Source organism: Lysinibacillus sp. IITD104 (assembly GCF_036698265.2).
GTDB lineage: Bacteria > Bacillota > Bacilli > Bacillales_A > Planococcaceae > Lysinibacillus > Lysinibacillus boronitolerans.
In genome coordinates this window covers 3,706,318-3,731,930 of the sequence record NZ_JBAHYH020000001.1, presented here as the reverse complement: position 1 = coordinate 3,731,930, position 25,613 = coordinate 3,706,318, and the positions used below count along the sequence as shown (strand labels likewise).

The window sequence follows — 25,613 nt, the reverse complement described above, 5'->3', positions numbered from 1 at the left end:
TAACTCGTACATCCTTTTTTATATTTTAAAAATTTACTTTTAATTACTTGACGTAACTAAATTATTAATATATAGTAAGTTACAGAAAGTAATTAAAAACTTTTCATAAGCTAAGATGTAAACAAATAAGTAACTACAAATGTTTATCCTATCCCATTTTGGGTAACATAAAAGATGTAGTTGCTTCATATTTTAAAATATATCTCGAAATCGAGATAAAATCAACCAATTGGAGGAATTTATAATGGCAAAATGGAACATTGATTTAGGACACTCAGCAATTAACTTTCAAGTAAAACACATGATGGTATCAAAAGTTAAGGGTGTATTTGACAGTTACTCAGCAGATATTGAGGCAGCAGATCTTGCAGATTTAACAACTGCTAACATTAGCTTTACAATCGACCCAGCAAGCATTAATACACGTAGCGAAGATCGTGATAATCATTTAAAAGCAGCAGATTTCTTTGATGCAGAAAAATATCCAACGATTACGTTTAAATCTACAAACATTGCTAAAAAAGCAGGCGATGAATATGCAGTAACTGGTGATTTAACAATCAAAGACGTTACAAAATCAGTAACGTTTGATACAGAATTTAATGGAAAAGGCACAAATCCATGGGGTCAAGAAGTATACGGCTTTGAAGCTGAAACAACAATTAATCGTGAAGACTTTGGTCTAACTTGGAATGCGGCATTAGAAACTGGTGGGGTCCTTGTTGGGAAAGATATTAAAATAACGGTTGAATTAGAAATTAATCCAGCTTAAAAATAGATAGCTAGGGCATGTTTGAAATAATTTTCAAACATGCTTTTTATATAGCTTAAAATAGATACTTGTAAACTAGTAAAAAGAATTTGAGAAAAATTACCAACAAATAAGTTTCTTGCATATTTTTAGTAATTACTGCATATAAATCATCATATTGTTTTTGGGGGCGATAGGATGAATGTATTAGTGACAGGTGGCTATGGTTTTATTGGTAGTGCAGTAGGTAGGCGCTTTTTTGAAGAAGATGCGACGATTTATATTATTGATAATTTAAGTACGGGGCATTTACGGAATGTTGACTTTGAGCATAAATCCTATCTTTTAAATGTTGAAGATGAGGTTTGCGAGCATCTTTTTAAGGAAATAAACTTTGATGTGGTCGTCCATTGTGCAGCGCAAACGAGCGTGCAGCAATCTATCCAGGAGCCAGTAAAGGATATTTTGACAAATATCGTTGGGCTTAGCCAAATGCTCTTTTTATCATCTAAGTATAAGGTACAGCACTTTGTCTTTGCCTCCTCAGCAGCTGTTTATGGAGATAGTCACTATCCACCATTAGAAGAATCCGATGTCTGTGAACCAATATCTATGTACGGATTAAATAAGAGCATTGGCGAAACCTACTGTGAGAAATGGCAAAAAGATTATCGTTTGCCCGTTCTCATATATAGGTTTGCCAATGTTTTCGGTCCAGGACAGCAAATGCAAGGTGAAGCGGCCGTGATTCCAAGTATGTTAAAAAGCAGTATAGCAGGTAAACCATTTACAATTTACGGTGATGGTGAACAAACGCGTGATTTTATTTATGTAGATGATATTGCTGATGCTATTTATGCAGGTGTATCAGCGCGTTTACAAGGTACGTATAATGTATCCACTAATGAGGCTTGGTCTATTCACCAAGTCATCTTACTGCTCCAACATTTAAATCATCCACTAGAAATTCAATATGCCCCAGCACGAGAAGGAGATATTGAGCATTCATTTTTAAATAATGATAAATTAGCGAATGCAATTGGTTGGAAGCCTAAAATTTCTTTTGCAGAAGGCATTGAACGTACACTGCACGCGCTACAAAATGAAACATTAGCAGAAATTCAACAAAAAAGTGGATAAAGTTTAAAGGCATATTACATTGCGTAATATGTTGCATGGGCTAGAAACCTTGTTGTATGAATGTTTCTAGCCTGTTTTTTTATTGATTGGCCCCACTTTTAGCCCCACTTGTTTGTAAACTTTGACTAAATAAAGATACAGATTCAGTCTCCATTTCTTTCAAAACATGTCCATATACTTTATAAACCATATCAGGCGTGTTACCCAATCTTTCAGCTATTACCTTCACATTTACTCCTCTATTCAACAAAACGGTACAGTGTGTATGACGTAAACCATGTACAGTTATTTTAGGAAGCGATTCCAAACATAGGGAGGTGTAATTAATTGAATGAAAAAGAAGTACATCGAAAATACCTTCAAGATTTTCAAGCGAGAATTAAAATGAAATCACAGACCAATCCACAAATTTTACAAGCACTACAGCTTTCCTAAGCTTTACGTGACGCTTATGCATTGTGTAAGGGGAGTACATCGCTATAACCCATTAAAAGGGCACAGATACACGTTCAATATAGTTCTACAACGGATGTTTGAGAGCAAAAGTATCTAGACCTACAGGATGAAATTTCAAGGCTAAAAGTAGAACTACTTTTAGCAAATACTGATAGAACTATTTATAAAAAACAACTAGAGTTAAATAAGGTTACCCCATTAATATAAGATAGCCATAAAACACTTACTTCGGTAGGTGTTTTTTTATATCCATTAATTGTACGTGTATGTCAGAAACAAGCATTTGTACGTTCGCTTGTACGTCTTGTGAAGAAACAAGCAATTGAGACTACTAAATTGGTAGTCTCTTTTTCATGAGAACAGCGTATCTCCTAGATATGCAGCAGCATAAGAGGGAGAAAAGACTTGGTGGAGAAGGGGTGTTCTCAAAGTGAAAGATAGTGGGAGAACAATCACAATAATTTATTGAAGTCTTGACCCAAACAAGTGTCTATTAACACGATTCTTTGTAATGGTTTAAGGATACTGTTATTTAAATACTTATTACCCATTTACTATAAAACAATAATAAATTAGTATATTAATATCTTTATTTTACTAACATATATGGGGGATGTTTACAATTTTAACGAAGAAGAATAGAAGTATATTGGTCGTTTTTATTACAACATTATTTGTTATTATCTCTGCAACACAAGCATATGCTTATGTTCGAAATGGCCCCAATGGTAAATGGAGTGCCGTTAGTGCAGCTAATTTAACTTATTGGAAAGATGCTTCTGTTGGTAGTTATGGTTATGGAGGTCGCGTTGATTATGGGGCCACTCAATGGAATAATGTATCGACAAAGGTGAAACTTACACCTGTTACATCGGGTTATGTAGATATAAAAATTTATGCAGGTGACACAGGGGATACAAGTGTAGCTGATGCCCTAAACTACAAAACTGATTTCTTTGGAAACTATGTTGCATGTTGGGATTGCACTTATGAAATGTCAAGAATAAGGATTAATCAACCAGTATATAAAAATATATCTGAAAAATGGCAATACAAGGCACCAGGACATGAGTTTGGTCATTCTCTTGGATTAGATCACTCTAATACATCACCAGCCATCATGCTTCAAGGAGATCTTGATTATAGTGTAACCCAGACGGATGACAAAAATGGCCTAAAAGCCATATATGGGAAATAGACAGGGGGAATATTTTAATGGTAAACAAAAAAACTAAATATGGATTAATTGTATTATTAGCTATAATCGCTGTCGGCTATGCTACGTTTGTCTATCTCGACAATACTTTAAAAAGTACCATCATATCCCGTTCTGATATGCAGATATACCAAGAGGTTTCTGAAATAGAAAATGATTCAGATGTTATCGCAACTGTCCGTGTAACACCAAACGTAATAAATCATATGGAATATGACAATGATGGATTACCACTGTGGTATTGGACCGAACGTGAGGTTATAATTACGAAACCCATAAAGGGGGAAGTAAAGATTGGTGATAAGTTAACTGTCCTTGAGCCATATGCAATTGGCGAAAATAAGACTATTGGGAAGCTCGAGGTTATTTCCGAACAATATACCAAGATGGCTGATGAAGAAGAATACATCATGTTTTTAGTAGAGCGCGAAGATGGAAAGTTCATGATTGCAGGAAAAGATCAGGGAAAAGCAATGATTAAACCGAGCAAGGAATTTTCAACCAACTTAGAAGCTGGCTCGGAATTTGAAGAATTACACAAAAAAATTAGAGCAAAATATGAATAAAGTAATCTTTACTTTATCAAATTGTTCATTTCGTAAATAAAATTAAAATTGTTATTAAAGTAACTGAGCTATAGTTTAATATGATAGGACTTGCAATGTGATTATTCTTCATAACTGTAAGTCCTTTTATTATGCTCGAGAAAGCTCCTGTGGGACATCCAGACATTGCTCCTATTGCAACCCCAAGGTTATAGCGTTTTTAATGTAAAATAGGTTTCGGAATAGAGGAAGAATAAGTAATACGTAGTCACAATAACCAGATGTGGCTTTTTAAATTTCCTCATAATTCTACCATTTACATATAACTCCATTCATTATAATATTCTCTGGAGGAAAAAATGAAAACAATATTGATGGTATTTAACAATGCATGGGTAATAAGTATTGTAACAGGCGTGATAGTATACTTTATAACAAATTGGATGAATAAATTAAAAATAATAAAGACTATCAGAAAAATATAAGACAAGTTACAAAAGAAGTTTTAAGTATAATGAGATCTTATTATTTAGCAACATGCACAAAGCATAAAGTAGAATTAAAAGATGCAGATGATATAGTAAGTATATTAGATATGTTGATTAAAGAAATTTTAGATTCAAGTTTTTTACCAAAAGATGATAAGGAGAACTATTCTAAAGAAATTGAAAAAGTAAAGTATCATTTTATAAATGACGAAATTGATAATACGGAAATAGCTAATTATAAATTGAAAGAAGAAGAGAATACTAGGACATATAGCAGAATGGTTAGCTTATTATTAGCAGGGCTTTCTACTCTTTTTTCTTATCTTACTTTATTAAAAATGGATGGATTTTCATTACCTTTAGATTCAAACATAGAAAAAATTAAATATCTTGCGCTAGTGATTTTAACTATATTTGTAATAGTTATTTCTATGATTATGTATCTTGAAGTTAAAAGCAAAGTAAAAAATAAATAAAGGTCACGGTCATAATAAACAAAAATGCCCTATAAGATGACCTTTTTTAAGTGTCTATCTTATAGGGTACAGTTTATTAACCCCAATCCAACTCAGACATTTTTGTACGCATGTTCGTCGTATATTTTTAATCCAAGTTTTTACATTTATCTAGCCCTACTCATTAACCGCCATTATTGAATTCATTGGTCCCAATCTAGCCCCACTTAGCCCCAAAAGCATACTCCATTATGCTTTATTCTGCATAATTATTTTAACATATATAAGTTGGAAACCCTTGATATAACTGAATTTAAGGTATTTAAAGCGATGTTTTGCATTCAATTAGTATTACATTGCGTAATATGTCTTTTTCTATGTCTATAGTATAATAATTCATTAAAGAAATGGTTGTGGACGGAGGCTTACATATGCTTGTAGATTTTAGAGTAAAAAATTGCTTAAGTTATAAAGATGATACGTTGTTTTCAATGGTAGCGGGAAGTCGCCTACGAAAATGGAAGGACACCCATACAATTCAGTTTGATACACTACGTCTTGTAAAAAGTGCATTTATTTTTGGCCCAAATGGAAGCGGAAAATCTAATCTTTTTACGGCTATTAAAGTATTACGATCCTTGCTTTTTAATTTTGAAAACTTAAATAATGTAAAGCAGTTACGTTTACCCTATCAACCGTTTAAGTTAGGAAGTCAGCAAGACAAACCAACCGAGTTTATGATATCGCTTTTTTTGGACGGCGCTTTATATGATTATGAAATACAGTATAATGCTTCTCAAGTTCTCTATGAACGTCTTGTGAAAACGAACAAGTCACTGAAGGAAGAACTATTTGTCAGACAATGGGATGGTACAGAATATTCTTATGAAACATTTCAAACAGCTTCACAGGAATTGACAAAATATACACGTAATAATACAGCCTTTCTATCAGTATTACATGTTTTTAATGATCCAGACGCTTTAAAGATATTCGATTGGTTTTTACATAAAATTCTTTTCCTAGATGAAGCAAATCGGTTATCAAATCATCCTCTTATTCGTAAACTTGAAGAGGAGCCCTTTAAAAAGGAAGTGATTAAACTTCTAAAGATTGCAGACCTCTCCATTCAAGATGTCACTGCTAGACGTGTGGAACGCAGAGAGAAAAATACAATTGGCTATGAGTTTGATTCATCTGAAGTGATTCAAGAAGTAGATATTGATCTACATTATTTATCGTTTGATGAAGCAGGTGCACCGATAGGGACAGAAACAATTAATTGGACAATGGACTCTAAGGGGACAGTGCGAATGCTGCATTTAGCCTGTGTGATGGTAGATGCTTATAATAAAGGAAAAACTATTTTTATAGACGAATTCGACACAGCATTCCATGTATCGATTTGTGAGTTTTTAATGGCTATTATGAATAGTAAACGCAATAGCAGTAATCAATTCGTCGTGACGAGTCATGAAATAGAATTACTTGATCAGCCATTACGCTCCGATCAAATTTGGTTTGTTAATAAAAGTTTTAAAAATGAATCGGAATTATACTCCTTATTTGATTTTGCAGATTTACAAAAGAAACGTGGAGATCTTTCTTATGCGAAACGCTATATGAAAGGGGAATTTGGTGCAACACCTGTTATTAATGAGTATTTATCTGAACAATACTTAGAAGAAGCGGAGGTATCTGAGCAGTGAGAGTACGTCAACAAGGGAGCCGAACACTGCGTAAAACCATTTTAATTTATTGTGAAGGTGAAACAGAACGCATCTATTTTGAACAAATGCGTATTTTAAAGCGCTCTAAGATGGTTAGCGTCAAAATAAAAAACGTTAAACGTTCAGCGATCAAACTGGCCCAACATGCTTATAGAGATTCCAGCTATCAATACTTTGATGAGGTTTGGATTGTTTTTGATAAGGATGATCTAACCGAAAAGCAATTAGAGGAAGTAAATCAATTTTGTGAGGAAAAAAATATTCATATTGCCTATACAAATGAAGCATTTGAATTGTGGTTACTCTTGCATTTTGAGGAAGTCGACAGTACAGAAAAATACCCCCGGGCTGTCCTAAATGACAAAATGGAACAGCATCTTGGTGTGAGTCGTTATTTTCGGCATAAGGCTGATGAATCCATCATAGCCCCCATTGCATTACGACATGAGGTAGCAATTAAAAATTGCACAGATATGATGGCCCTCCGAGAGACAGAGAGCCGTGACAACCCATACTGTAACATACATGAAATGATACGATACATATTTTAAAATGGAGCAGGTTTTCTATTAACAAATAGAAGCCTGTTTTTATCTTTACATAAGGCTTTGTCTAAATGAAGGCATGTTTCTTTTTCAAAAACATATAGTGTATATGGAGCGAAATTCAGTACATGTATGAAAGGGGATTGCGTGGATAACTCAAAGTCGAATCAATCCAAAAATGTAGAAGGAAACGCAAAGGATCATCAACTTGAGCCGTTTCGTGTCGAGAATGAGGGCACGAAAATGACAACGAATCAGGGACTAAGGGTGTCCAATGATGAAGATTCGTTAAAGGCAGGTGTTCGTGGCCCGACAATTATGGAGGATTTTCATCTTAGAGAAAAAATCACCCATTTTGATCATGAGCGTATTCCAGAGCGTGTTGTACATGCCAGAGGTTTTGCAGCACATGGCGAGTTTGAACTATATGAATCCATGTCAGAGTATACGAAGGCGAAATTTTTACAGGACCCGAAAAAGAAAACACCGGTGTTTGTCAGATTTTCGACAGTGGTAGGGAGCTTAGGTTCGATGGACACAGCTCGTGATGTACGTGGGTTTGCAACGAAATTTTATACGGATGAGGGGAACTATGATTTAGTCGGTAATAATATCCCTGTCTTTTTTATTCAGGATGCCATTAAATTTCCCGATTTGATTCATGCCGTAAAGCCTGAGCCACACAATGATATGCCACAAGCAGCCTCAGCTCATGATACGTTTTGGGATTTTGTAGCGAATAACCAAGAGATTGCTCATATGATTATGTGGCATATGTCTGATCGAACAATTCCTAGAAGCTTTCGTATGATGGAAGGCTTCGGTGTGCATACGTTCCGTTTCGTCAATGACAAAGGTAGATCAAGATTTGTTAAATTCCATTGGAAGCCTGTGTTAGGAGTGCATTCTCTTGTGTGGGATGAAGCTCAAATAATTGCAGGGAAGGATCCCGATTTTCAACGTAGAGATTTATGGGAAGCCATCGAAATTGGAGATTATCCAGAGTTTGAGTTAGGTATACAAATACTAGAACCTGAGGATGAATTTAAATTTGATTTTGATATTTTAGATGCGACAAAGCTATGGCCAGAGGAGCTAGTGCCTGTAAAGAAAATTGGAAAGATGACCTTAAATCGCAATGTGGATAATGTCTTTGCTGAAACAGAGCAAGTTGCCTTCCATCCAGGTAATGTTGTACCTGGCATAGATTTTACGAATGATCCTCTACTACAAGGTCGATTGTTTTCCTATTTAGATACACAATTGATTCGCTTAGGTGGACCAAATTTTGCAGAAATCCCTATTAATCGCCCGATTTGCCCAGTGCATAACAATCAACGTAATGGCTTTAGTCGACAGACCATTAATTTAGGCAGGGTAAGCTATCATAAAAATTCATTAGCAAATAATACACCAGCTACTTCTACTGCAAAAGAAGGCGGTTATGTTCATTATGAAGAAAAGGTTGAGGGACGAATCACAAGAGCACGTAGTAAATCCTTTGACGATCACTTTTCACAAGCAAGGCTATTTTGGAACAGCATGTCTCCACCTGAAAAACAACACATTATCGATGCCTTTAGCTTCGAAGTAGGAAAAGTGAAAAGTAAATCTGTTCGACAGCAAGTAGTGGATATGTTTGTTCATGTGGATAAAGTAATGGCTACCACAGTGGCAGACAACGTTGGTGTTAATCGACCTAATGGCGAGCAGTCTAAAGTAACGGCCTCTTCACCTGCACTAAGTCAAGCCAATACCGTTAAATTACCCTATACGTTGAAAGTAGGCGTCTTAATTGGTGATGGCTTTGATGCAAATGAAGTCGGGGAAGTATTGAAATATTTAACAAGACAAGGTGTTCGCTATAGCATAATCTCTGATCGACTAGGTGTGGTAATAGGGAATAATGGTGTGCAATTAACGGCTACTGACACATTTATTACAACCGATGCTGTATTATTTGACTCATTATATGTTGTTGGAGTAAAGGCAAGTAATCAGGCGAAATTCAATACTTATATCGTCAATTATATAAATGAAGCATATCGCCACTTTAAGCCTATAGGATTTGCTGCAACTGGCACAACCTTCTTCAATATGTCGAATGCCAATGTAGGGCCAGGAATCGTTTTAGCTACAGGTAATAAAGATTTTCCGAAAAAGTTTGTAGCTGCCATTGCCCAGCAACGATTTTGGCAACGAAATATTTATTAAAAAGATCAATGAGCGTCGAATACTCATGAAAGAGAAGCAAATACCCGCGGAGAGAAAGCCTTATACCTGCGAAAGAGAAACGAATGCTCATAAACGTATATAAATAAGTCAAAAGGCCTTTCATTGTAATGAAAGGCTTTTACTATGTCTGTCATTGCATTCAAAATTTGCAAATGATATGGTGGTACATGAGGTGAAAATTATGGAAAATTTTGATATTGCTATTATTGGAGCGGGACCAGGTGGCTATGTGGCTGCCATACATGCAGCCAAGAATGGCAAAAAAGTAGCACTCATCGAACGAGATAAATTGGGAGGAGCCTGCTATAATGTTGGCTGCATTCCATCAAAGATTTTATTGGAGCATAGTAAACTTGTGCAGGAAATAAAAAGAGGGAATAGCTGGGGAATAGAAGTGCCTAAAGTGGAAATTAATTTTCCTCGACTAATGCAACGGAAAGATACAATTATTCATGAACTACTAACAAACCTTGAGCAATATATTATCAATAATCATATAACTTTATATCGTGGTGAAGCTTCAGTCGTAAAGGACTTAACGATAACTATCGGGAATGAGACGATAATGGCATCAGATATAATTTTAGCGACAGGTAGTAAACCCTTTGTTCCACGATTCGAAGGGTTAGAGACATCCACCTACCATACGACGGACACATTTTTTGAGATAGACAAGCTTCCAGCACAGCTAACAATCATTGGCGGGGGCGTAATTGCCATTGAAATGGCGTTTAGTTTAGCACCACTTGGTACAAAGGTAACAGTGCTTAATCATAGCGAGGATATTTTACAAACGGAAGAGGCGGAAGCAAGACCGCTGATTCGAGAAAAGATGAAGAAATTTGGTATTGAACTTGTGACAGATTTTCATTTTGAAAAATTTGAAGGTAATATCATTCATACATCTAAAGGATCTTATACATATGAAAACCTTTTATTTGCTACTGGACGTCGTCCCAATATAGAAATTGCTGAGCAACTAGGATTAGCTTTTGATGGTCGATTAATCGCTGTTAATGAGCATTTTGAAACAAGCCTGCCGAATATTTATGCGATAGGTGACTTAGTGGGTGGTTATCAACTTGCACATTCTGCCAGTGCTGAAGGAATTTACGTTGTCGATTATATTGTAGGAAATCAACCAATACCAATTGATCAAACAAGCATTCCACGTTGTGTTTATACAAACCCTGAAATTGCTACATTTGGTTTACTAGAAGAGCAAGTCAAGGCACCGTACATTGTAACGAAAATGCCACTACAAACAAACCCAAAGGCATTAATGGAGGGGAATACTGAAGGCTTTGTCAAGCTAATTTCATCTAAGGATAATGGGCAAATTTTAGGGGCTTGTGTAGTAGCTGATGGTGCAACAGAAATACTTAATGCACTATTAGCAACAAAAAATGCTGGGGGTACAGCTCGAACACTTGCACATATGATTTTTCCACATCCTACTGTATCGGAGCATATTGGAGATGTGGCTAAAGCTGTGTTTGGGAAAGCAATACACCAATAAAAAGCTGTTGACATTCTAGAAATTTATGTTAAATTAATTTTATAAGAATACTAGGAATTTAAGTTAACTAGACATCTAGAGGCTTCTATTTTACAAAACGGTGTTTCATCGATTTGTAGAATAGGGGCCTTTTTTATAACATTGCTAAAAGGAGTGGGCAAGATGACAAAAGCAGTCATTATTAATGGAAGTAATTCGAAAAATTCTAGAGTTACCGCCATTCATGAAAAGGTGGAGAATCATTTTATTGCACAAGGAGTAGAGGTTCACTCAAATTATATACATGAGCTCCCAGCTACAGATTTATTAACAGCGAATTTTTCTAGTAAGCAAATACAGTCTGAAAATGAGCATGTTAAGGAAGCAGATTTTATTGTCATCCTTACACCAATTTATAAAGCATCCTATACAGGTATTTTGAAGACTTACTTGGATCTACTACCGCAAAAAGCCTTGCTCGATAAGGCTATACTCCCCATTGCTGTAGGAGGTTCGATTAGTCATTTGTTGGCATTGGAATATGCATTAAAGCCAGTATTAGCTGTACTAGGAGCCACTTCCATTACCAATTCTGTTTACATTGTAGATAAACAAATTATACGTTTGGAAGAGGGCGGCTTTGCGATAGAAGAAGAGGCTATCAGTAGACTTGAAGCACAATTAAATCAGTTGCAGCAAGCATTCATTGTTAATTAGAATAAATAAAAACGCATTATAGGGGCATCCTATAATGCGTTATTTTTTAATTTCCTTCTGGATTTTCTTCATTCTCCACAGGTATTGTAGAGAGATATAAGAAAGCCTCATCTTGCAATAGCAATATTTTTTCTTCACAAATTCCATGCGATAATGGTCCAGAAAAAATGGACTCCCACCATGTTCCTGTTGTTGTTGTCATTCATCTACGCCCCCGTTTCGGTTTTAATATGTAGTTGTATATTTCCCGAGATGAAAAAACTAAAACATTTCATTTCACATATTGCTATTTCACCCCCTCGATGTAGAAAGAGGATTTTTGCCTCTCGATGTTGTATCGTATAGACAAAGATAGTTTGTTTCAAAATGAAAAAACTATGTATGCCATTTTAAAAAAAGGGGTGCTTTATTGATGAATTTTACGTCAAAAGATGTGGAAAATATGATTACAGAGCAACGTCAATTTTATTTTTCACGTGCTACAAAAAGTGTGAAATTTAGAAAAGAGCAATTAAAGAAATTAAAAACTTCAATTTTGAAATATGAGAAGGAAATATTAAATGCGCTTTACTTAGACCTTCGTAAAAGTGAATTTGAAGCGTATGCAACAGAAATTGGCATTGTATTAGATAGTATTTCATATATGGTAAAACATGTAGAAGAATGGATGGAACCAGAAGCAGTCAAAACACCAATACAATATCAAATGGGCAAGAGCTTTATTGTTCGTGAGCCCTATGGCGTAACGTTAATTATTGGGCCATTTAATTATCCATTCCAACTTGTAATGGAGCCACTGATTGGCGCCATAGTTGGAGGAAACACAGCAATCGTCAAACCATCAGAAACCTCTGTACACACAGCAGTCATTGTGAAAAAAATCATTGAGGAAACATTCCCGTCTTCATATGTACGTGTCGTGGAAGGCGAAAAGGAAGAGGTTACGGCTCTTATTCATGCTTCCTTCGATTATATCTTTTTTACAGGTAGTGTAGCCGTTGGTAAAGTAGTAGCAAAAGCTGCTGCAGAACGTTTGACACCAGTTGCGTTAGAGCTTGGTGGCAAAAGTCCAGCAATTGTCGATCAAACAGCAAATCTAGAGGTAGCAGCAAAGCGGATTGTGTGGGGTAAATTTACTAATACTGGACAGACATGTGTGGCCCCTGATTATCTGCTTGTACACAAAGACGTTTATGACCGTTTTATGAAAATATTAAAAGAAACAATCCGTTCGTTTTATGGCAAAAATCCTTTAAAAAGCCCTGATTATGGACGTATCGTTAATTTAAAACAATTTGATCGTTTACAGCAAATAATTGTGGACGAACGTGATGCCATTACATATGGTGGACGAATAGATCGGGATGATTTATATATTGAACCTACAATAGTTGAATATGTAAAATGGACAAGTCCATCCATGCAGGAAGAACTATTTGGTCCTATCTTACCTGTTATGATGTATAATGATTTGCCACTTGCCATTCATCAAATCCGGCAATTACCAAAGCCTTTAGCGGCATACTTCTTCTCAGAACATGAAAAAGCCATGCAATACTTTTTAGAAGAATTACCATTTGGTGGGGGATGTATTAACGACACCATCACACATGTTGGAAATTTACATTTACCATTTGGTGGTGTAGGTCCATCAGGTGTGAAAGCATACCATGGCAAAGCGAGCTTTGAAAACTTTACTCACCCGAAATCTATCTTGAAGAAATCTTCCAAGCTGGAGACAAATGTGTTGTTCCCGCCATATAAACAGAAAGTGAAAATTGTGCGCTCAATTATGAAATAGTTTAACAATGGAGGTATCTTCTTGATGCCTCCATTGTAACTATAAGCTTACCATGCATAGACAAGTGTTCTCTAAATAACCTTTTCTCGTTATGTCGAAAAATGCCGATTGGTGATTATAAATGAAAATTTGAAGAAAACATGATTTTTTCCTCAAATGAAAGCGGTTTCGTTGAAAAAACACTAGAGAGGCATTTTATTTATCATGAAATAAGTAGTAAAATAAGTTCAATAGAACGTGGGGGATTTCATATTGTCGTTTTTTGTCGATTATTAAGAATGATGACATGAGTGTAGAGATTGATTGGAGGATTATGAAATGTATGCAGAGGAATTGTTAAGCGCATTACCTTTGAAAAAAATAATTGGCGTGCTGCCAGATCAGGTTAGCGATATCGTAGTAGATTCAAGAAGTGTGCAACCAAATAGCATGTTTGTTTGTATCAAAGGGTATACAGTAGATGGGCATGATTATGCGCAAAAGGCTGTAGATGGTGGCGCAACAATTGTTGTGACGGAGCGAGAATTACCGCTAGGAGAGACAATCGCACAAGTGATTGTGAAAGATACAGATCGTGCAGTAGGTTTACTAGCTGCAAAGTTCTTTGATTATCCTTCAAAGGACATAACGATGATTGGTGTAACGGGAACGAATGGTAAAACATCCGTAACAGGAATTATTCAAAATATAATGCATGGTATGGGCGAGAAATCGGCTTTATCCGGCACAATTGGCTTTAATTTAAATGGAATTTTATATGAATCAGCTAATACAACGAGTGATGCGTTATCGACACAACAAATGATTTTCCGTGCAAAAATGGAAGGCTGTCGATTAATGACAATGGAAGTTTCATCACACGGGTTAGCACTTGGACGTTTAGCAGGTGTTGATTATGATATCGCTATTTTTACGAATCTAACGCACGATCATCTTGATTTCCATGGTACGATGGAGGAATATGGCCATGCAAAAGGCTTATTATTTTCCCAACTTGGACAAGATTTAGAAAAAAATAAATTTGTTGTGTTGAATGCAGACGATGCTTGGTCAGAGAGATATGCTGCAATGACACCATTTCCAGTGTGGACATATGGTTTAAAAAATGAAAATGCTGATTTCCGCGCCATTAACTGTGAATATCACGACTATATGACATCATTTGACGTGGAAATGCCTGAAGGAATTTATCGTGTAAAAATGAATTTGCTTGGGGAATTTAATATTTATAATGTATTGGCAGCCATGATTGCGTTTTATGGTAGGGGCTATTCAATGGAGTCCATTATTGAACAAATCGAGCAACTACCGCCAGTCAAGGGTCGTATGGAGAAAGTATGTTCAGATCTACCTGTGCAAATTTTTATTGATTATGCCCATACTCCAGATGCAATTGAAAAGGCAATTCAAGCAGCGCAACCTTATAAAAAGGGCAAGTTGATTTTCTTAGTTGGAACAGGTGGCAATCGTGATAAATCGAAGCGTCCTGCCATGGCTGAAAAAGCGTCTGCTGCGGAATATGTTATTTTAACGACAGATGATCCACGCTATGAAGACTACGATAGTATTACAGACGACCTTGCTAAAGGTATGCTTCATGATAATTATGCTTGTATTGGAGATCGTGCAGAGGCAGTGCGCCATGCGATTGAAATTGCTGAACCAGGTGACATGATTATTTTTGCTGGTAAAGGCCATGAGGATTATCAAATTATCGAAAATACCAAATTTCCACATAGTGATGCAGAAATTGCGATAGAAGCAGGCCGATTAAAATTCGTGTGATGAAAGCTAAATTCTTAGGAAACCCTTTTAGTTGTAACTAAAGGGTTTTCTTTTTTGAGATTTCATGTAAAAAGGTTGTACGAAAGGCAAGTCTTCTTTTATTATTATTAAGTATGAAAAAAGGAGAATGACGAGATGAATTCAAATTTAGAACAAGATATACTATCGCGTCGTACTTTTGCCATTATCAGTCACCCTGATGCTGGGAAAACGACGATTACAGAAAAGCTTTTACTTTTTGGTGGTGCCATTCGTGATGCAGGTACAGTAAAAGGTAAAAAAACAGGTAAATTTGCAACATCGGACTGGATGGAGATCGAAAAACAACGTGGGATTTCGGTTACTTCATCTGTCATGCAATTCGATTATAATGGCTCTCGTGTGAATATTTTGGATACCCCTGGTCACCAAGATTTCTCGGAAGACACATATCGTACATTGATGGCTGTAGATAGTGCCGTCATGGTAGTGGATGCTGCCAAAGGGATCGAGGCACAGACTTTAAAGCTATTTAAAGTTTGTAAAATGCGTGGTATTCCTATTTTTACATTTATTAATAAGTTAGACCGTCAAGGGAAAGAGCCGCTTGAATTGATCGAAGAGCTTGAAGAGGTATTAGGTATCAATGCATATCCTATGAACTGGCCAATCGGTATGGGTAAAGAGTTCCTTGGTATTTATGATCGTTACAATAAACGCATTGAGCAATTCCGTACAGATGAAGCGGAACGTTTCTTACCAATTGACGACAATGGGGAGCTTGCTGTGGAGCATCCAATGAAGGTGACTTCTTATTACTCACAAGCAATGGACGATATTTTACTTTTAGATGAAGCGGGAAATGCATATTCTGAGGAAAAAATTCGTCGTGGGGAATTAACACCTGTATTCTTTGGTTCAGCATTAACGAACTTTGGTGTTCAAACTTTCCTGGAAACCTATTTACAATTCGCACCGACGCCGCAGCCAAGAATTACTGAAGATGAGCAGTTTATTGATCCTGTGGAGCATGATGAGTTTTCAGGTTTTATTTTTAAGATTCAGGCCAATATGAATCCAGCACACCGTGATCGTATTGCCTTTGTACGTATTGTTTCTGGTAAATTTGAACGTGGAATGAATATGACGTTATCTCGTACAGGGAAGTCATTTAAAGTCACACAATCTACACAGTTCCTTGCAGATGATCGTGAGACAGTAGATGAAGCAGTTGCTGGCGATATTATTGGTTTATATGATACAGGAACATACCAAATTGGAGACACTGTTGTAGGTGGCAAGAAAACATTCCAATTTGAAAAATTACCACAGTTTACACCAGAATTATTCGTCCGTGTCACGGCGAAGAACGTTATGAAATCAAAGCAATTCCATAAAGGGATTTTACAATTAGTGCAAGAGGGTGCTATTCAATACTATAAAACGCTGCATACAGAGGAAGTTATACTTGGAGCAGTTGGTCAATTACAATTTGAAGTATTTGAACATCGTATGAAAAATGAATACAATGTGGAAGTAAAAATGGAGCCAATTGGTTCGAAAATCGCACGCTGGATTGAAAATGAAGAGGATGTCAAAGAATCAATGTCATCAGGTCGATCAATGCTTGTAAAAGACCGTTTTGACAATCTTGTTTTCCTATTTGAAAATGAGTTCGCTATGCGTTGGTTTGCAGATAAAAACGAAAACATTAAACTTTATAGCCTTTTATAATTATAAAACACGAATCGACAATTTTGCGATTCGTGTTTTTTTGCAAGGAAAAATGACACTGTTTGTAGAATATATACATTATTAGGAAATATAAGTTTCCTTAGAGATAGTATCTCAATAACGGGAGCTTATTTATAAAATAATCTCCTTTTCGGCTATCATAGAAAGGAAGAGGTAGAAAAGGAGTTTGTTTATATGAATATTAGTCATTTTTCTATTAAAAGACCTGTCTTTACGATTGTTACTATGCTTTTTGTCATCATACTAGGCGGTGTATCTTTATTAAAAATACCGATTACGTTAATTCCAGAGTTAAATCCTCCTATTGGAGTGGTTGTCACCTCTTATCCTGGGGCAAGCCCGACGGAGGTAAATGAAAAGATAACGAAGCCATTAGAGGCTACACTTGCCACCTTACCTGGTATCAAAAAAATCCAGTCAACCTCCCAGGAAGGCTCCAATTTAATTGTGCTTGAGTTCAACTGGTCCACAAATATGGATGTTGCCCAACTTGATATTTTACAGCGAATTGATATGACCCCATTGCCTAATGATGCTGGCAAGCCTAGTTTCCTAAAATTTGATCCGTCTCAATTTCCTATTATTCAGCTGTCTTTACGTGCGGAAAATAATCAAGTAGATGTACGTGTATTAGCAGAGCACTTAGAGAAGGAACTGCTACGGACAGAGGGTGTTGCCAGTGTGAATGTTTCTGGCAAATTGATTGATGAAATCCAAATAGAATTGGATGAAGCAAAGCTAGTTGAAAAAGGCTTGACTCAGACAGACGTGATGCAAATAGTTCAAGCGAATAATGTGTCTCTTCCTGGTGAGCCTGTTTCAACAGATGATGGCAAAATGCTAACAACACGTATAGTTAGCACATTATCTTCTCCGGAAAGCATTGCCAATTTAATTGTTTCGGTGGACCCTTTAACGGGCAAATCATTAACCATTGGTGATCTTGCAACCGTTGAGAGGACAGAACAACAATCTATTACCACAACACGAGCAAATGAGCATCCAGCTGTTCTTATGTCTGTATTACAGGAATCTGGTGCAAATACGGCAGAGGTTTCTAAGGATTTCCAGAAGGCCTTAGAGACATTACTAAAGAAAGATCAGTATAAAGGTATCACAGCAGATATTTTAATTGATCAAGGTAATTATGTGGATTTAGCGATTAGTAATATTGGCTCTTCCTTACTTTTAGGTGGATTATTTGCGATGTTCATCCTATTTGTTTTTTTACGTAGTGTAAAGAGTCCGATCATTATTGGTATTGCGATTCCTTACTCCGTTATTGTCACATTTGTTTTGATGTTTTTTGCGGATTTTTCTCTCAATATTATGACATTAGGTGCTCTGGCACTTGGAATTGGTATGCTTGTGGATAATGCCATAGTCGTTATTGAGAATATAGAAAGACATCTAGGACTAGAAAAAGACCCGATAACTGCAGCAAAGGAAGGAACAAAGGAAGTAGCCCTTGCCATTACAGCTTCCACTTTAACCACAATAGCAGTATTCATTCCTGTTATGTTCATCGAAGGATTGATTGGTCAAATATTTACAGAGTTTGCCTTAACAATCTCATTCAGCTTAATTGCATCTTTAGTAGTTGCGCTTACAGTCGTTCCGATGCTAGCAAGTCGACTTTTAAAAATGAAAAACAATAATTTTTATGTACAACGCAGTAAATCACGTTTTTATAGGCATTACAAGGCGTCAATTGTATGGGTACTAAAGCATCGAATGCTTATACTGCTTTTTACAGTGGTTTGCTTTAGTCTTTCTTTGTTTGGACTGACTAGAATAGGTACTGAATTTTTACCGCCTACAGATGAGGGGTTCACCTCTATAAGTGTCAATCTTGAAAAAGGTGTCGCTGTATCAGAAACAGAAAAGATTGTTAAGCAAATTGAGGAACGTTTAAAGCAGGAAAAAGATGTAGATGTGTATGTTAGTTTCGTTGGTGGTACGCAACAATCCCAAGCACGTGGACAAACTAGTGCCAATCAAGCTGAAATGTATGTAAAACTTGTCCCACTAGCAGAAAGAAAGCGTTCCATTTTTGAATTTGTGGAAGAACTAGAACAAGATATACAGGGTGAATTTGGAGAGCAAGCTGAAATTACTTTTAATGTATCGACAGCTACAGGCTCGTCACCACACACTTTAACATTCCGCTTAACAGACTCTGATGAACAGAGGCTACAGCAAACGGTTAAGAAAGTGCAGCAGAAACTACTAGCGATTCAGCAAGTGACAAATGTTTCTACGGATTTAGATAATACTGTTCAAGAGATTCAAATTGAAGTTGATCGAGAAAAAGCAAAAGACTATGGTTTTGTTCCAGCACAAATCGCTCAAACTGTAAATCAAATGACAAAGGGTCAATTAACGTCCCAATTGATTGCTGAGGATGGGGCAGTATTACCTGTTTATACAGGCTTTGGACAGTCATTTAACACTAGTATAGATGCTTTAAAAGCTATGCAGCTTCGTTCGCCAGCAGGATTATTTGTGAAATTAGAGGACGTGGCTACGGTTTCTATGCAAGAGGGGCCAGTATCCATTCGTCGTTCTGATCAAGCAGCAGCAGTGGCATTTTTTGTAGACTATGAAACAAAGGAATCGCTGGGGGGAATTTCTGCAAAGGTAGATAAGGCATTAGAGCAAGTTAATTTACCATCAACTACTCAAGTTGTGTTCAGCGGGGATCGAGAGCTCTATGATAGTGCAATCGATGATATGCTTCTAGCTGTGATGCTAGCAATCGTGCTTGTATATATTGTGATGGCAGCTCAATTTGAGTCATTTAAATATCCGTTTGTTATCATGTTTACTGTTCCATTAATGATCATTGGTGTGGCAATCGCTATGTTCGTTACAAATACTTTAATTGGTGTAACCTCTGTTATCGGTATCTTAGTGCTAGTTGGCATAGTCGTAAATAACGGCATTGTACTAGTAGATTATATTAATCAGCAAAAGGCAATGGGCATGCCAGCTTATGAGGCAATTTTACTTGCTACCCAAGATCGGCTTCGTCCCATTTTAATGACAGCCTTAACAACTATTTTAGGGCTATTACCACTCGCACTTGGCATTGGAGAAGGGACCGAGATGAATCAGCCAATGGGGATTGCTGTTATCGGAGGGCTTGTAACCTCAACTTTACTGACGCTGTATATTGTACCGATTATTTACAGTTTAATGGATAAAGAAACAAGAAAGATGCACTAGGTTCAAGGGGGAATGGGAAATGAAGGTTCATTTTTTTACAGGTTTTCCTGGTTTCATTTCGAGTCAACTAATTCGAGCGTTATTTCAAAAGAAACAAACACAACAAGTTATTGCAATTGTGTTGGCAGGTGAAATCATAAAGGCACATAAGGAAAGAGACAAAATATTAGAGGATTTTCCTGACTGTTCGATTCGAATAGTGGAAGGCGATATAACACTACCAAACCTTGGATTAGACAATCAGAACCTCAAAGAAATTGTACCGCAAATCGAAGTGCTTTGGCATTTAGCTGCAATCTACGATTTAGCTGTGCCACGTGATATTGCCTGGAAAGTAAATGTTCATGGCACAACAATGGTCAATGATTTTGTCCGTACCTTACCAAATTTACAACGCTATATGTATTTTAGCACTGCCTATGTGGCTGGTACACGAGAGGGAGTACTGCGTGAAAATGAACTGATTCGACCAAGAGCATTTAAAAACCATTATGAGGAAACCAAATATGAGGCTGAGCATCGAGTAGAAGATTTAAAATCGGAAATACCATTGACAATTATTAGACCTGGCATTGTTCGTGGCCATTCACAAACTGGTGAAACCATTAAATTTGATGGTCCTTATTTCTTTTTAAACTTAGTGGAACGTTTAAAAGGTTTACCTTTTATTCCGTATATTGGTCAAACTACCTCGACGATTAATGTGGTGCCAATTGATTATATTATAAATGCTTCTACTTTCCTGGTTAGTGAACAGCATGCAGAAGGGAAGACACTTCATTTAACTGACCCTAATCCTCACCCAGTACAGGAGGTGTACCGTACAATGGTGAAACTAGTTACAAATTCTTATCCAAAAGGACGTTTACCATTTATAGTGGCAAAGCTATCATTACAGATACCTTTTATTCGAAGGAAATTAGGTGTCGAACTAGAAACATTAGATTATTTAACATGGAATGCCACATTTGATACGGCTGAAGCACATCATATTTTACAAAAAGGAGGTATTACATGCCCTGATTTTATACAAACGATGCCAAAAATGATTGAGTTTTATTTAGCACATAAGGAAGACAAGAGCTATCAAATTCAGATTAAGTAACGAAAAAAACATATAGATATTTTTGTCAGCTGTAAATGATAGTGCTATAATATTTGAAAGAAGATACCTTCGACAATTTGTCAAAGGGGAGTAGCTAACAGGCAACTAACTTTACCTGGTTTCACATCCGTCAAGACATGGTACTACCATCGGGTGTGATAGTGAATGGCTCTATACGTATGACGTGTAGATTGAAGTACCATAAATAGAAAGGGTACGAATTTACTTAGCGAGACCTTTGCCTGAATTAGGGCAGGGGTTTTTTTCTTTTATACTTGGATGACATGGTCATTGAGGGTATAGAGAGCTTAGAGGAGGCACTAGAATGGAAGCGATTTTATTACAATATGGCTGGGTGTTAATTGTCCTTGTGGTATTAGAGGGATTACTTGCAGCCGATAACGCGGTAGTAATGGCTGTTATGGTGAAGCATTTACCACAAGAGCAGCAAAAAAAGGCATTATTTTATGGACTATTTGGAGCATTGATATTCCGATTCTCCGCACTATTTGTTATTACAGTTTTGGTTAATTATTGGCAAATTCAAGCAGTCGGTGCTGCTTATCTATTATTTATGTCTGCGAAAAATATTTATGATTTGCGGAAACATAAGGATGAAGAAGAAGAGGCAACTGAAAATGCTGGAAAAAAAGGTTCTGGTTTCTGGTTCACCGTTCTAAAGGTAGAGGCGGCCGATATAGCATTTGCTATTGATTCGATGCTTGCAGCCGTTGCAATTGCTGTAACATTACCACACTTAGGCGAATTTGATATTGGTGGTATCAATGGCGGGCAGTTTATTGTGATGCTCCTTGGTGGATTTATTGGTGTTATTATGATGCGTTTTGCTGCGCAATGGTTTGTAAAAATATTAAATGATTACCCGTCACTTGAAACAGCAGCATTTCTTATCGTTGGCTGGGTAGGCGTGAAGCTAGTAGTCTTAACATTGGCCCATGAGAAGGTGGGAATATTGCCTAAAGAATTTCCACATTCCACGGCATGGGAGTTAACATTCTGGATTGTCCTAGTAGGTATTGCTTTTGTCGGCTATTTAGTCGGTGTAAGAAAGAAAAAATAAGTAGATGAACGTTGGAGGAATAGTTATCACTATTCCTCTTTCTTTTTTTATGTATTTTTTCTATACTATAATCTATCTAGTTGGGCATCATATGTGGGAGGAGTTGTTAAAGTGCCTTGGAAAAAATCATCAAATAAACTAGTCACACCATTTCAGGTACTTGTTTCTTATTATTTTATAGCGATAGCGATTTCCTTCCTGTTATTACGGCTTCCAGGCGTTCATCAAGAAGGAGTAAAAGTCTCTTTTTTAGATAGCTTGTTTACGGCAGTAAGTGCAGTAAGTGTTACAGGGTTAACAACGATTAATATTTCGGAAACCTATACAACCTTTGGGCTTGTAATGATTCTTGTTATTTTACAGTTAGGCGCCATTGGTATTATGTCACTTGGTACCTTTGTGTGGCTTCTTGTTGGGAAAAAAATAGGGATGCGTGAGCGTCAGTTAATCATGATTGATCATAACCAGTATAGTGTCTCTGGTGTTGTTAAATTAATCCGCGAAATTTTAAAAATTTTATTTGGCATAGAATTAACAGGTACCATTATTTTGACGCTACATTTTACGAATTATTTTGACACATTAGAAGAAGCCTTTTTACATGGAATTTTTGCTTCTATTTCTGCTACAACAAATGGTGGTTTCGATATTACGGGCATGAGCTTACTCCCATTCCATGATGATTATTTTGTACAAATGGTTACCATGGTACTGATTGTATTAGGTGCTATCGGATTTCCGGTATTAATTGAATTGAAGACTTTTTTGCTTAATCGACGCGAGAATTTCCGTTTTAGTTTATTTACTAAAATCACTACTTCAACATACGCCATTTTATTTATAGTTGGTGCGCTTGTCATTTTACTCCTTGAATCATTCCATTCTTTTAAGGAAATGTCTTGGCATGAGGCATTATTTTCAGCAATGTTCCATTCCGTATCAACGCGATCAGCTGGACTGACTACTTACGATGTCACGACTTTTAGTGAAGCTACAGATATATTCATGAGCTTCCTGATGTTCATCGGCTCTTCGCCAAGTTCAGTAGGTGGAGGGATTCGTACCACAACGTTTGCCTTGGCCATTTTATTCTTAATTACCTTTGCTAGAGGAAGAGAGGATATTCAAGTATTTGGACGAGAAATTCATTTGATTGATGTCTTCCGGTCATTTGTCGTCATTTTATTAGCCTTTTTCATGGTATTAGTAGCAACCCTGATCTTGCTTATAACAGAGCCACAAGCATCTCTTATCCAAATTATTTTTGAAATTACTTCAGCGTTCGGTACATGTGGTATGTCGTTAGGCATAACATCTGATTTATCAGTGGTTGGTAAAATCATTATCATTATTTTAATGTTTATTGGTCGAGTTGGATTAATTTCATTCCTTTATACACTTGGAGGAGGCGGAAGAGGAAAGAAATCAGGCTTCCATTATCCGAAGGAACGAGTAATTATTGGTTAAATTTTTAAAGTATACGGGCATTAAGTAAGGAATAATTCCAACGTATACCTCTATAAAAGTAAGAAATTATTATCTTGTCATAAAATATTCATAAAATTTAAACTTTTATTTCCTGATTGGATTGAATACTTTTTGGGCATTTTTTACAAAGTTCTATCAATCTTTGTTTAAGGAATTTGACCTATATTAACGAGGGTGACTGTGAATACTTAACTAACCGAATGACTGACGTGCAGAAAGTACAAATTAAGCGGTATTTATTGTTGCTTTAAGGATTTAAGAATCGTTTAAGTAAGAAAAAAAGCTAGTCCTGATAGTTATTATTCACTGATTTATATATACTTGAATTGTCGAGAAACAAGTAATAGAAAGGTGAACTGTGCAAATGAATTTTAACATGAATATCCCAGGATTAAAAGATGTAGAGATTACGAAAGTAGAAGAAGTAGGCGATCGAATCGCATTGTATGTGCAATTGCCTAAGTGCACGCATCCATGTCCAGTTTGTGAAAAAAAAACATCGAAGGTTCACGATTACCGTATACAAAAGATCAATCATTTAAAATGGTTTGAACGTTTAACTATTCTTTTCTATAAACGTCGTCGTTATGTTTGTGATTGTGGAAAGCGTTTCTCTGAAAAATCCCCCTTCGTAGATAAATATCAACGTTACTCAAAGGAATGGAATCAAGTAGTGAGTATACGTGCTATTAAAGCTAAAACATTTAAAGAAGCTGCAGAAGTGCTAGGTACATCAACCACGACGGTTATTCGCCGTTTTAAAAAGGTAGCGAAAAAACAATTAGTAGAGGGTGTACGTTTACCAAAAGCAATTGCGATTGATGAGTATAAAGGCGATACAGATGCAGGTACGTATCAGTTAATCATTGCGAATGCGGAGACGCGCGAACCGATTGATATTTTACCGAATCGTAAAAAAGAAACCATAAAAAATTACCTAAGTCAGTATGGAGCAGATGTTGAGATAGTGGTCATGGATATGAATCCAAGTTTTAAAGCAGCTGTTCGTCAAGCGCTAGGTCGACCTGTTATTGTGGCAGACCGGTTTCATTTTAGCCGTTATATCTATTGGGCAATGGATGAAGTGCGCCGACAAGTACAAAAAGAATGGGACAAATACAATCGTACAAAGTGTAAACGTATGCGTCATGTATTGTATAAACGTGCATCTAAATTATCACCGAAACAACAGTGGTACTTACAGCGTTATACAGAAATGTCTGAAACATTAAAAGTAGCTCATGAATTAAAGGAAGCCTATTGTGAATGGTTTGATTGGGCAAAGACAAAAAATGATGTTGTAGAAGTGAAGAAGCGATTACTAGCTTTTTACCGTAAGGTAGAAGAGACAAAATTACCAGCTTTCTTAAAAGCCATTCAAACATTGAAGAACTGGCAAGTAGAAATCTTAAATAGCTTTAGTTTTGGTTATTCCAATGGCTTCTTGGAAGGCATTAATAATAAAACAAAAGTGATGAAACGGAATGCATATGGCTTTCAGCGTTTCGATCACTTTCGAGCAAAAATCTTATTAAATTTAAAGTATAAAGAAATCGGAGTTCATCTGGGTTAATGTGTTAAAAGATTACACCACCCCAACATTTGACTTAGAACC

At 36.4% G+C, this 25,613-nt stretch carries 19 protein-coding genes and 1 pseudogene; 18 read left to right on the top strand and 2 right to left on the bottom strand.

Translation table 11 applies throughout. From position 1 onward, the window contains the following. The first annotated feature begins 244 nt into the window (after nucleotides 1-244). Together V1L66_RS18940 and V1L66_RS18935 are read left to right on the top strand one after the other, a co-directional pair. Nucleotides 245-772: a YceI family protein gene (locus V1L66_RS18940; protein WP_333006605.1), complete on the top strand. Its 528-nt coding sequence runs from the start codon at nucleotides 245-247 to the stop codon at nucleotides 770-772. 177 nt (nucleotides 773-949) lie between these two features. Next, nucleotides 950-1,891: an NAD-dependent epimerase/dehydratase family protein gene (locus V1L66_RS18935; protein WP_016995340.1), complete on the top strand. Its 942-nt coding sequence runs from the start codon at nucleotides 950-952 to the stop codon at nucleotides 1,889-1,891. Between the two features lie 79 nt (nucleotides 1,892-1,970). Here the strand turns inward: V1L66_RS18935 and V1L66_RS18930 are convergent. Beyond that, a pseudogene (locus tag V1L66_RS18930) lies at nucleotides 1,971-2,192 on the bottom strand (tyrosine-type recombinase/integrase); the annotation flags it as partial. A 768-nt stretch (nucleotides 2,193-2,960) separates the two neighbouring features. Between V1L66_RS18930 and V1L66_RS18925 the strand changes: the two are divergent. The 8 genes from V1L66_RS18925 (at nucleotide 2,961) to ssuE (ending at nucleotide 11,776) form a co-directional block, all read left to right on the top strand. Next, nucleotides 2,961-3,545 (top strand): matrixin family metalloprotease, encoded by a 585-nt coding sequence (locus V1L66_RS18925; RefSeq protein WP_016995337.1) that lies wholly within the window; start codon nucleotides 2,961-2,963, stop codon nucleotides 3,543-3,545. Between the two features lie 17 nt (nucleotides 3,546-3,562). After that, nucleotides 3,563-4,129 (top strand): hypothetical protein, encoded by a 567-nt coding sequence (locus V1L66_RS18920; RefSeq protein ID WP_333006604.1) that lies wholly within the window; start codon nucleotides 3,563-3,565, stop codon nucleotides 4,127-4,129. A 493-nt stretch (nucleotides 4,130-4,622) separates the two neighbouring features. Continuing rightward, the gene (locus tag V1L66_RS18915; RefSeq protein WP_016995334.1) at nucleotides 4,623-5,072 is read left to right on the top strand and encodes a hypothetical protein; all 450 of its coding nucleotides are present in this window, start codon (nucleotides 4,623-4,625) and stop codon (nucleotides 5,070-5,072) included. Between the two features lie 410 nt (nucleotides 5,073-5,482). Further along, on the top strand, nucleotides 5,483-6,760 hold the full coding sequence (locus tag V1L66_RS18910) for an ATP-binding protein (protein WP_312123773.1): 1,278 nt from the start codon (nucleotides 5,483-5,485) through the stop codon (nucleotides 6,758-6,760). Next, complete coding sequence (locus tag V1L66_RS18905) at nucleotides 6,757-7,332, top strand: RloB family protein (RefSeq protein ID WP_016993453.1); 576 nt, start codon at nucleotides 6,757-6,759, stop codon at nucleotides 7,330-7,332. Before V1L66_RS18910 ends, V1L66_RS18905 begins: the two co-directional genes overlap by 4 nt. 126 nt (nucleotides 7,333-7,458) lie before the next feature. Then, complete coding sequence (locus V1L66_RS18900) at nucleotides 7,459-9,540, top strand: catalase (protein WP_333006603.1); 2,082 nt, start codon at nucleotides 7,459-7,461, stop codon at nucleotides 9,538-9,540. Between the two features lie 202 nt (nucleotides 9,541-9,742). Beyond that, entirely contained in the window at nucleotides 9,743-11,080 is a 1,338-nt protein-coding gene (gene lpdA, locus V1L66_RS18895) for a dihydrolipoyl dehydrogenase (RefSeq protein ID WP_269898991.1), read from the top strand. Nucleotides 11,081-11,242: 162 nt separating this feature from the next. Then, on the top strand, nucleotides 11,243-11,776 hold the full coding sequence (ssuE, locus tag V1L66_RS18890) for an NADPH-dependent FMN reductase (RefSeq protein WP_048392005.1): 534 nt from the start codon (nucleotides 11,243-11,245) through the stop codon (nucleotides 11,774-11,776). 46 nt (nucleotides 11,777-11,822) lie between these two features. Here the strand turns inward: ssuE and V1L66_RS18885 are convergent, their stop codons facing one another. Next, entirely contained in the window at nucleotides 11,823-11,978 is a 156-nt protein-coding gene (locus V1L66_RS18885) for a hypothetical protein (protein ID WP_004224556.1), read from the bottom strand. A 210-nt stretch (nucleotides 11,979-12,188) separates the two neighbouring features. Here V1L66_RS18885 and V1L66_RS18880 point away from each other — a divergent pair, with 210 nt between their 5' ends. The 8 genes from V1L66_RS18880 to V1L66_RS18845 all read left to right on the top strand — a co-directional run bounded on the left by V1L66_RS18880 (nucleotide 12,189) and on the right by V1L66_RS18845 (nucleotide 25,571). After that, the gene (locus V1L66_RS18880) at nucleotides 12,189-13,577 is read left to right on the top strand and encodes an aldehyde dehydrogenase (protein ID WP_103117506.1); all 1,389 of its coding nucleotides are present in this window, start codon (nucleotides 12,189-12,191) and stop codon (nucleotides 13,575-13,577) included. Nucleotides 13,578-13,895: 318 nt separating this feature from the next. Beyond that, the gene (locus V1L66_RS18875) at nucleotides 13,896-15,362 is read left to right on the top strand and encodes a UDP-N-acetylmuramoyl-L-alanyl-D-glutamate--2,6-diaminopimelate ligase (protein WP_269898990.1); all 1,467 of its coding nucleotides are present in this window, start codon (nucleotides 13,896-13,898) and stop codon (nucleotides 15,360-15,362) included. A 135-nt stretch (nucleotides 15,363-15,497) separates the two neighbouring features. After that, the gene (locus tag V1L66_RS18870) at nucleotides 15,498-17,075 is read left to right on the top strand and encodes a peptide chain release factor 3 (protein ID WP_048392002.1); all 1,578 of its coding nucleotides are present in this window, start codon (nucleotides 15,498-15,500) and stop codon (nucleotides 17,073-17,075) included. Between the two features lie 195 nt (nucleotides 17,076-17,270). After that, a complete protein-coding gene (locus tag V1L66_RS18865; protein ID WP_333006602.1) occupies nucleotides 17,271-20,324 on the top strand; it encodes an efflux RND transporter permease subunit in 3,054 nt (1,017 codons plus the stop codon). A gap of 19 nt (nucleotides 20,325-20,343) precedes the next feature. Continuing rightward, nucleotides 20,344-21,429, top strand: coding sequence for an SDR family oxidoreductase (locus V1L66_RS18860; RefSeq protein ID WP_333006601.1), 1,086 nt, complete (start codon nucleotides 20,344-20,346; stop codon nucleotides 21,427-21,429). A gap of 325 nt (nucleotides 21,430-21,754) precedes the next feature. Continuing rightward, entirely contained in the window at nucleotides 21,755-22,510 is a 756-nt protein-coding gene (locus tag V1L66_RS18855) for a TerC family protein (RefSeq protein ID WP_036075192.1), read from the top strand. Between the two features lie 111 nt (nucleotides 22,511-22,621). Then, entirely contained in the window at nucleotides 22,622-23,977 is a 1,356-nt protein-coding gene (locus V1L66_RS18850) for a TrkH family potassium uptake protein (protein ID WP_036075771.1), read from the top strand. 379 nt (nucleotides 23,978-24,356) lie between these two features. Beyond that, a complete protein-coding gene (locus V1L66_RS18845; protein ID WP_333007013.1) occupies nucleotides 24,357-25,571 on the top strand; it encodes an ISL3 family transposase in 1,215 nt (404 codons plus the stop codon). Nucleotides 25,572-25,613 lie beyond the last annotated feature (42 nt).